This window comes from Azospirillum sp. B4 (genome assembly GCF_000333275.1).
In the GTDB taxonomy this organism is placed as follows: domain Bacteria; phylum Pseudomonadota; class Alphaproteobacteria; order Azospirillales; family Azospirillaceae; genus Nitrospirillum.
Genome location: NZ_BACU01000135.1, coordinates 1 through 9495 on the forward strand (window position 1 = coordinate 1; position 9495 = coordinate 9495).

Here is a 9495-nt window from a genome sequence, read left to right on the forward strand (position 1 = left end):
GCCGTGAAAACCCCCAGCGCCATGGTTATGCGTCTTAAGACGTGGGAGAGTAGGTCGCCGCCAGGTCCATCAGTCGCACATACACCCGCTCAACGCCGCTCCCCAGACCCTCACCACAATGTCCTCCACTCCCAGCACGCATTCCCGCGGGGTGGAGCAGCCCGGTAGCTCGTCAGGCTCATAACCTGAAGGCCGCAGGTTCAAATCCTGCCCCCGCAACCAACGATACTTGCGCCAGCAAGTCCGCCGATAACCCGGCCTCCGTAGGGAGGCCGGGTTTTTGCTGTGCGCTCGCGAACGCCAGCAGTGCCGACAGTTCCCCGCGCAGCACGATGGCCAGATGGCCATTCTCCGGGATGAGGGTGACCTGGCTGACCAAACTGTGCAGCACTTCGACAGCCGTACCCCTCCGGCGAGGGCCGCCTTTCATCCGTAATGCCGCTGGCTGAAGATCGCATCACCGACCTGCTGCCTTGGAACATCGCCCAGGCATCCTGATCCGAGTTCGGGGATCAATCCGCTCGCACCGCAGCCTTCAGACGACGCTTACCCGGGAGGGGGCGGATGTCCAGGCGCTGGGCCTGGTGCTGGAGATCCCGGTGCTGGCCGCCTGTTCCCTGGCTGGCCTGACGCTGCGTCTGGCCGGCGTCGCCTGACCGGCCTCAGGTCTCCGAGTGCTCGTGCGTGTGCCGGTGGTGCAGGTCCGGATAGTGCGGATGGCGGTGCACCATGGGCGCATGCCGATGGGCGTGCGAATGGGGCTTGTCCACCGCGACGCCCGGCCCGTGATCATGCTGGTGGTGTTCGTCGTGCACGTGGACGTGCTCGTGTTCCAGCTCTCCATGTGCGTGTTCATGGTCATGGTGCTCGACCAGATGCAGATAGAGCCCGATGCCCATCAGCACCGCCGCCGCCAGCAGGCGATAGGTCAGTGGCTCGCTGAACAGAATGATGGCCAGGAGGGCACCGATGAAGGGGGCCATGGAGAAGTAGGCCCCCGTCCGCGCCGTGCCCAGGTGGCGCAGGCCCAGGACGAACAGGACCAGGCTGAGGCCGTAGCCGAAGAAGCCGACCACGGCCGCTCCACCGATGACCGCCAGGGACGGCAGGGTGGCGCCTTGCGACAGGGCCAAGGCCAGGTTGACCACCCCCGCCACCAGCCCCTTGGTCAGGGCGATTTGCACCGGGTCCGCCGAACTCAGCTTGCGGGTCAGGTTGTTGTCCACCCCCCAGGCCAGGCAGGCCCCGGCGACGGCCAGGGCACCCCAGCCCACGCCCTCCGGCCCGCCCTGCCAGGACAGCAGCAGCGCCCCCGCCAGGATCGCCAGGGCGCCCAGCAGCAGGCGTCGGTCCACGTTCTCACGAAAGGCCAGCCAGGCGATGCCCATGGTGGCCAGGCCTTCCAGGTTCAGCAGCAGGGCGGCGCTGGAGGCGGGTGTTTGCGTCAGGCCAACCATCAGCAGCACGGGGCCGATCACACCGCCGGCCAGCACGACGGCGCCCAGCCACGGCAGGTCGCCCCGGCGCAGGGGGGCCTCCGGCGCCTCAATGCCCAGGAGGCGCCGCGCCAGATGCACGATGCCCAACCCCAGGCCCGACCCGAGATACAGCAGGCCCGCCAACAGCCAGGGATCGGAATGCCCCAGCAGAAGCTTGGCCAGCGGCGTGCTGGCGCCGAACAGCGCGGCCGAGGTCAGCGCCAGCGGAACGCCCGGCCAGGCGGCGGATCGATGAAGGGCCATGGCCTTTACTCCCAAGCGGATTTACGCGGATAGCAGGTGTTCAGCCAGTGCCACGTGCAAGCTGACCCCGGTCGCCATGATGTCGTCGTTGAAATCGTACTGCGGGTGATGCAGGGGGGCGGAGCCACCGTCTCGCCCCTGACCCAGCCACAGGTAGGCCCCCTTGCACGCCTGCAGCATGAAGGCGAAGTCCTCGGAAGTGAAGGCGGGTTCAGGCGCCAAGATGGCTTGGGGACAGACGCTTGCGGCCACGGCCAATGCCTCCGCCGCGGCCTCGGCATCGTTGATGGTGGCAGGATAATAGCGGTCGTAGATGACCGTAACCCGCGTGCCGCTGGCGATGGCCACGCCTTCCGCCACTTGGCGCAGGGCCGCTTCGATCCGGTCCTGCACGGCTGGGTCGAAGCTGCGCACCGTGCCGACGACCGTGACCGTGGCGGGCAGGACGTTATGCGCATGGCCGCCGTTGATCTGGGTGACCGAGAGCACGGCATTGGCCATGGGCGGGATGCGGCGGGCGATGATGGTGTTCAACTGGCCCACCAGGTCGCTGGCCGCCAGGATCGCGTCGGGCGTCTGGTGGGGCAGGGCCGCGTGCCCGCCGCGCCCTTCCAGGCGGATCTCGAACCTGTCGGCGGCGGCCATGATGGGCCCCGGCCGCGTGGCGCCCGTGCCGGCGGGAAGGTCCGGCCAGTTGTGCAGGGCGAAGACGCGGTCGCAGGGGAAACGCTGGAACAGCCCGTCCTGCACCATGGCCCGCGCGCCGCCCTGGCCTTCCTCGGCCGGCTGGAAAATGAAGTGGATGGTTCCATCGAATCGGCGCGTGCGAGCCAGGTGGCGGGCGGCGCCCAACAGCATGGAGACATGACCGTCGTGCCCGCAGCCATGGAAGGCGCCGGTATGGCGGCTTTGATAGGGCAGGCCAGTCTGCTCATGGATGGGCAAGGCGTCCATGTCGGCCCGCAGACCGACGCGGCGGTCTGACCCACCGGCCTTCAGCACGCCCACCACGCCGGTGCCGCCGATGCTGGTGTGGACCTCGATGCCAAGGTCCTCCAGCGCCGCCGCGATGCGGCCGGCCGTGCGGTGCTCGGCGAAGCCCAGTTCGGGATGGGCATGCAAATCGCGCCGGAAGGCGATCAGCGGTTCAATCAGATCGTCGATTTCCGGCATGGCGTTTCTCCGGCGGCGGCTATCCTCCATGGCCTGCTATTCACGCTCGAACAGGCCCTGGATGGGGTAATGTTGTTTGATGAAGGGGGTCTTGATGACGATGTAGCTGAAATACTTCTCAATGCCGAAATCACCCTCCAGCATGCCTTCGATGATGGATTGGTAGTGGGTGACGCCGGTGGTGATGAACTTCAGCAGGTAGTCGTAGCCGCCGCTGACCAGATGGCATTCCACGATCTCGTCAATCTTGCGGATCTTGGATTCGAAGCGGGAGAAGTCGCCGCTGCGATGCTCCGACAACGTCACCTCGGTGAAAACCGTCATGAAGTCGCCCAGCTTCTGATAATTGATCTGGGCCCCGTATCCCGTGATGTACCCGGCCTTTTCCAGCCGCTTCACCCGCGCCAGACAGGGGCTGGGCGACAACCCCACGGCGTCGGCCAGCTCCACATTGGTGATGCGGCCGCTCTGTTGAAGCTGCACCAGGATGTTCAGGTCGATACGGTCGAGTTTGGGGCCGAGCGTCATGTTCCGATGGGATCTCCTGTTCCGGGCTATGAAGGTTACTCAGCCCTGACGCCAACCGGGCGCGGCCGGGCCTACCATCAGCTTACACCGTTCGAGGGCCCAATTGCCCGCCAACTATTTATCACGAAAGCGCCGCCCGGACGTCGGGCTGGTCAAGTATCCCGTCGAGCGTCCGTCGGATGCGGGCAAAAATCAGGTCCATTTCATCCTCCGTACAGCACAAAGCCGGGGCCAGGCCCAGTATCCCATCACCGAACGCACGAAAAATGACGCCGTTGCGGTAGCCCTCGGCGAATAGCCGGTCAGGAATTTTCAGGGCCGCGTCAAATCTCGTTTTGGATGTCTTGTCGGTGACCAATTCAATTGCGCCAAGAAGGCCCTGACCACGCACGTCGCCGACCAGGGGATGGTCGGCCAGTCCGTCCAGTCCGGCCTTGAAGCGGCCGGCCACATGTTGGCCATTGGCCAGGATGCCACCCTCGGTGTAGAGGCGCAGGACTTCCAGCCCGATGGCGGCGCTGACCGGATGGCCGGAGTAGGTGTAGCCGTGGCCGATGGGCAAGTCGGGCGCCGCCCCATCGGCGATGCCCTGGTACACGGCATCCGACATCAGGACCGCGCCCATGGGGGCGTAGCCGGCCGTCAGGCCCTTGGCCACGGTCATCAGGTCGGGGCTGACGTCCTCATGCTCGCAGGCGAACATCGGGCCGGTGCGGCCGAAGCCGGTGATGACCTCATCCGCCACGAACAGGATGCCCAACTCGGCGCAGGTGTCGCGCATGGCCTTCAGCCAGCCCTTGGGCGGCACGATGACGCCGCCGGATCCCTGGATGGGTTCGCAGAAGAAGGCCGCGACGGTGTCGGCGCCCAGTTCAGCCACCTTGGCGCGCAGGTCGGCCACGGACTGGGCGATTACCGCTGCAGGATCACTGCCGACCGGGCTGCGATAAGGGTAGGGGGACGGTATATGATGCTGCCAGCGCAGCGGGACGTCGAAATTGCGGTGAAAGTTGGCCAGTGCCGTCAGGCCTGAGCTCATGGCGGAAGAGCCGTGATAGCCCCGCTCCAACGCGATGAACTGTTTCTTCTCCGGTTTGCCCAGGGCGTTGAAGTAGTGGATGACGTAGCGGATGGCGCTGTCCACCGCGTCCGACCCGCCCAGGGTGAAATAGACGTGGGTCAGCGATGGCGGCGCCAGTTCCACCAGGCGCTGGGCCAGGCGTACCGCCGGCTCCGACCCGAAGTGGAAATAGCCGGTGGCGTAGGGCAGGCGGCGGATCTGCTCGGCCGCGACCTCGGCGATGCTCTCCTGCCCATAGCCGACATTGACGCACCACAGGCCGGCGAAGGCGTCCAGCAGTTCGCGGCCGTCCATGTCGGTCACGTACATGCCCCGGCCGCTTCGCAAAAGGGTGGCCCCACGTGCCTCATGGCCACGGAAGGAGGTGACGGGATGGATCAGATAGTCGCGATCGACATCCACGAGGGAACGGTTGCGCTTCAGCATCGGCCTCTGGCTCGTCAGGGGGTCCATGGGAGGAAGCTTAGCCGACGCCGGGTGGTGGGATGCGCCGTGTTGGCGGCCCAGGGGATGCGCCGCGACCCTTCTTGCGGGTCGCGGCAGCACAAAATGCCGCGTCAGCGCAGCGCCTCGGCGATGGCCTTGCCGCACTCCCCGGTGCCAGCCTTGCCCTTCAGGTCGGCGGTGCGCAGGCCGGGTTCCCTCAACACCGTTTCGATGGCGGACATGATGGCCTTGGCGGCGGCGGCTTCCCCCAGATGCTCCAGCATCATGGCGGCGGACCATATCTGGCCCACGGGATTGGCTATGCCCTTGCCCGCGATGTCGGGGGCGGAGCCGTGCACCGGCTCGAACAGCGAGGGGTGGACGCCGTCCGGATTGATGTTGCCCGATGGCGCCACGCCGATGGTGCCGGTGCAGGCGGGCCCCAGGTCCGACAGGATGTCGCCGAACAGGTTGGATGCCACCACCACGTCGAAACGGTCGGGGTTCAGCACGAACTGTGCCGTCAGGATGTCGATGTGGTACTTGTCCCAGCGCACGTCGGGATAGTGGGCCGCCATCGCCTCCACCCGCTGGTCCCAGAACGGCATGGTGATGGCGATGCCGTTGGACTTGGTGGCGGAGGTCAGGTGCTGGTTGGGGCGGCGGTTGGCCAGGTCGAAGGCATAGCGCAGCACGCGGTCGACGCCAAAGCGGGTCATGACCGTTTCCTGGATCACGACCTCGCGCTCCGTGCCGGCGAACATGTGGCCGCCGACGGAGGAATACTCGCCCTCGGTGTTTTCCCGCACGATCCAGAAATCGATGCTGCCAGGCTCGCGACCGGCCAGGGGCGAGGGCACGCCGGGCAGCAGGCGGGCGGGACGCAGGTTGACGTACTGGTCGTATTCCCGGCGGAACTGCAGCAGCGATCCCCAGAGGGAGACGTGGTCCGGCACCGTTTCCGGCCAGCCGACGGCGCCGAAGAAAAGGGCGTCGGGCGTGCCGATGCGCTCCTTCCAATCCTCCGGCATCATGCGGCCGTGCCGGGCGTAGTAATCGCAGGAGGCGAAGTCGTGCCAGCGCTGTTCCAGCGTGAAGCCGTACAGGCTGGCTGCCCGTTCCAGCACGCGGACCCCCTCCGGCACCACTTCCTTGCCGATGCCGTCGCCGGGGATGACGGCGATGGCGTAGCTGCGGTCGGTCTTGGTCATGACAGGGCTCCCAGCTTGAGGCCGCCAATGTGGAAGGCCTTGTGCTCAAGGTACTCTTCAATGCCCGCCTGGCCACCCTCGCGACCCAGGCCGGACTGCTTGACGCCGCCGAAGGGCGACATCTCCATGGCGATGGATCCGGTGTTCAGCGCCACCATGCCGGCCTCCAGCCGTTCGGACACGCGGAAGGCCCGGTGCAGGTTGTTGGTATAGAAATAGCTGGCCAGGCCATAGGGCGTGGCGTTGGCCAGGGCGATCGCCTCATCCTCACCGTGGAACCGGAACAACGGCGCTACGGGCCCGAAGGTTTCCTCGTGCGCCAGGCGCATGTCCGGTGTGGCGCCCGTCAGCACCACCGGGGCCGCGAACCGGCCCAGGTCGCCGTCGTTGTCGGCCTGGGCGGTGACGCGGGCGCCGTGGGCCAGGGCGTCTTCGACATGGTCGCGCACCTTACGCACGGCGGCGGCGTTGATCAGGGGGCCGATGGTGGTGCCGGCGGCCATGCCAGGCCCCACGCGCAGGGCGGCGACCGCCCGGCCCAGCCGCTCGGCAAAGGCGTCATGGATGCCGGCCTGCACCAGGATGCGGTTGGGGCAGACGCAGGTCTGGCCGGCGTTGCGGAACTTGGCGGCCATGGCGCCGGCCACGGCCTGGTCCAGGTCGGCGTCGTCGAAGACGATCAGGGGCGCGTTGCCGCCCAGCTCCAGGCTCAGGCGCTTCACCGTGTCGGCGCATTGCCGCATCAGCAGGGCGCCGACACGGGTGGACCCGGTGAAGGATAGCTTGCGTACCAGCGGGTTCGCCGTCAGCTCCCGACCGATGGCGTCCGGCATGCCGGTGACGACGTTCAGCACGCCGGCCGGAACGCCCGCCCGTTTGGCGAGCACCGCCAGCGCCAGGGCGGTGAAGGGTGTCAGGTCGGACGGCTTGATCACCACGGTGCAGCCGGCCGCCAGGGCCGGCGCGCATTTGCGGGTGATCATGGCGGCGGGGAAGTTCCAGGGGGTGATGATGGCGCAGACGCCGACCGCCTCCTTGCGCACCAGGATGCGGCGGTCAGCTTCCGGCGCCGGCACTTCATAGCCCTGCACCCGCCGGCCTTCCTCCGCGAACCACCTCACGAAGGAGGCGGCGTAGCGCACCTCACCGGCCGCTTCGGCCAGGGGCTTGCCCTGCTCCGCCGTCATGATGCGGGCCAAGTCGTCGACATGTTCCAGGATCAGCGCGTGCCAACGCGCCAGAATATCGCAGCGCTGCCCGGCGGTGCGGGCGCGCCAGGGTCCGTGCGCCGCCGCCGCCGCGTCGATGGCGGCGCGGGTGTCGTCCTCATCGCAATCGGGCGCCGTGCCCAGGGGCCGGCCGGTCGCGGGATCGGTGACGGTGATGGTTCGCTCGGTGGACGACGGGCGCCAGGCGCCGCCGATGAAGGCCAGGCCCGGCAGCAGCGCCGGGTCCTTCAGGTCAAGCATGGTCATGGGAAAGCCCCTTAGGGTGGGGCGCTGTCAGCCGAGCGCCTGGCTGGCCAGCGCGAAGGTGTGCACGTCCACGTCCGGCGGGGCCAGGGGCCCGCGTGCCATGCGGGTCACCCGGCCGACACAGGGCAGGCCCAGGTCGTCCAGCCAGGCCGCCAAGTCGTCGTCGCCCGGGATGTCGACGCGGGAGAACATGCCGGCGTTGGATCCCAGCCAGTGGGAGATCAGGGTCTTGGCCCCCTCCGCATCCGGGGCCACCACCGGGCCGATGACGTAGCCGCGGCCGAAGCGGCGGAACAGGGCGAAGCCGATCGCCCGGCTGTCCCGGTCCAGCACCACCCCGTGGGCGGCCTTGCGCAGCTCCGCGAACAGGCTGGCGCGGTCCATGCCGCAGGCCCGGCGATCCAGGGCGACGATGGCGTCATGGTCGCTGCTGCTCAGCGGCCGCACCCGCTCATTCGGGCGCAGGCTGGGGATCGGGACGGAAAACGCCGCCCCCTGGTGCTGCCGGATCTCACCAAAGGCGGTGAAGCCTAGGCGGGTGTAGAGGGGCAGGCCCTCGGTCGTGGCGTTCAGCACGATGGTGCGATCGCCCAGCCGCGCCATCATCGCGTCCATCAATTGGCGGCCGATACCCGCACCTTGCTTTTCCCCGGCGACGATGACCATGCCCAGTGTGGCGACCTCGGGGCCGTAGGGCCAGCCCATGATGGTGCCGACGATGGCCCCGTTCTCCTCCGCCACGATGCCCATGCCGGCCCGCAGCATGAAATCCCAATCCTCAATTCGATGCGGCCATTGCAGCTTGCGGGAAAGCGCGTGCACCTGGGGCAGATCATCCGCCGTCATGTCCCGCAGTTTCACCAGGAGATCGGTTCGTCTTTCCATCGGCCATCTTCTCGTTGGCTTCCCCGGGGAATCCCGGCGCGTTCTCGGCGGTCGATGTCAGCATGATATGCCGACGGATGCGGTCGACCCTGTCAATCGTGCACAGACTATAAGGGCGGCGGCGGAGCATTCGATGCCGCCTTGCGCGTCAAATCAGAAGATTATGGCGCGTGCGGCTCGATCCGATTCCGCCAGATGCCGGCATCGGCACTCCTGTCACGGGCTGATGGCCGATTGGCGGCCGCGTTGGAGATGCTGTAACGTCTGCCCGTCATGGTGGCACAGCAGTTCGTTACCACCATCCAGAATGATACGGGGCGGGGGCAGGCGGTCGCACAAGCCCTCCACCCGGGCGGTGCATCGCGGCAGGAAGCGGCATAGATTCGCACCTTGGGCGGTGGCCAGGGGCAGTGGAGCCGCTGCCGTTTCCTTCTCCTCCAGCCAGCCCTGGCGCATTTCCGGCACCGACCCGATCAGCAGATCGCTGTAGGGGTGGAATGGAGCGTCGCCGAAGCCGTTACCCGGCCCCATCTCCACCTTCTGACCGGCGTACAGCACCGCGATGTCGTCGCAGATGGCGCGGACGGTGGAGATGTCGTGGCTGATGAACAGGTAGGACAGGTCCAGTTCACGCCGCAGCTCGGCCAGCAAATCCAGGATGGCGGCGCCGACCACCGTGTCCAGCGCCGACGTCACCTCGTCGCACAGGATAAGTTGGGGATCGGCCGCCAGGGCCCTGGCCAGGTTCACGCGCTGCTTTTGGCCGCCGGACAGCTCGCCACAGTGCCGGTCGGCAAGACCGGCGGGCAGTTGGGTCAGGTCCAGCAGTTCGGCCACACGGCGGTTCCGCACGCGGCCGTCCATGCCATGATAGAAGGCCAGGGGCCGGCCCAGGATGCGGGACACGGTATGGGCGGGGTTCAGCGCGGTATCCGCGTTCTGGAAGACCAGTTGGATGCGCTGGAATTGTTCCC

General features: G+C 67.4%; 9 protein-coding genes and 1 tRNA gene. 2 read left to right on the plus strand and 8 right to left on the minus strand.

Annotation, left to right across the window (positions count from 1 at the left end; genetic code table 11):
- Window positions 1-145 precede the first annotated feature (145 nt).
- A tRNA-Met gene (locus tag I55_RS06305) sits at window positions 146-222 on the plus strand.
- A gap of 251 nt (window positions 223-473) precedes the next feature.
- Window positions 474-656: a hypothetical protein gene (locus I55_RS06310; protein ID WP_044559648.1), complete on the plus strand. Its 183-nt coding sequence runs from the start codon at window positions 474-476 to the stop codon at window positions 654-656.
- A 6-nt stretch (window positions 657-662) separates the two neighbouring features.
- Here I55_RS06310 and I55_RS06315 read toward each other — a convergent pair whose 3' ends face one another.
- The 8 genes from I55_RS06315 to I55_RS06350 form a co-directional block, all read right to left on the minus strand.
- Complete coding sequence (locus tag I55_RS06315; RefSeq protein ID WP_044559649.1) at window positions 663-1742, minus strand: DMT family transporter; 1080 nt, start codon at window positions 1740-1742, stop codon at window positions 663-665.
- A 21-nt stretch (window positions 1743-1763) separates the two neighbouring features.
- A complete protein-coding gene (locus I55_RS06320) occupies window positions 1764-2915 on the minus strand; it encodes a M20 aminoacylase family protein (protein ID WP_044559650.1) in 1152 nt (383 codons plus the stop codon).
- Window positions 2916-2951: 36 nt separating this feature from the next.
- The gene (locus I55_RS06325) at window positions 2952-3443 is read right to left on the minus strand and encodes an Lrp/AsnC family transcriptional regulator (protein ID WP_044559651.1); all 492 of its coding nucleotides are present in this window, start codon (window positions 3441-3443) and stop codon (window positions 2952-2954) included.
- Between the two features lie 121 nt (window positions 3444-3564).
- Window positions 3565-4977 (minus strand): aspartate aminotransferase family protein, encoded by a 1413-nt coding sequence (locus I55_RS06330; protein ID WP_083900891.1) that lies wholly within the window; start codon window positions 4975-4977, stop codon window positions 3565-3567.
- Window positions 4978-5081: 104 nt separating this feature from the next.
- Window positions 5082-6161, minus strand: coding sequence for a tartrate dehydrogenase (locus I55_RS06335; RefSeq protein WP_044559653.1), 1080 nt, complete (start codon window positions 6159-6161; stop codon window positions 5082-5084).
- Window positions 6158-7636 (minus strand): NAD-dependent succinate-semialdehyde dehydrogenase, encoded by a 1479-nt coding sequence (locus tag I55_RS06340; RefSeq protein WP_044559654.1) that lies wholly within the window; start codon window positions 7634-7636, stop codon window positions 6158-6160. Before I55_RS06340 ends, I55_RS06335 begins: the two co-directional genes overlap by 4 nt.
- Before the next feature lie 27 nt (window positions 7637-7663).
- Window positions 7664-8521 (minus strand): GNAT family N-acetyltransferase, encoded by an 858-nt coding sequence (locus tag I55_RS06345; RefSeq protein WP_044559655.1) that lies wholly within the window; start codon window positions 8519-8521, stop codon window positions 7664-7666.
- Window positions 8522-8737: 216 nt separating this feature from the next.
- Window positions 8738-9495, minus strand: a 758-nt coding sequence (locus I55_RS06350) for an ATP-binding cassette domain-containing protein (protein ID WP_044559656.1), incomplete at its 5' end; no start/stop codon positions are given.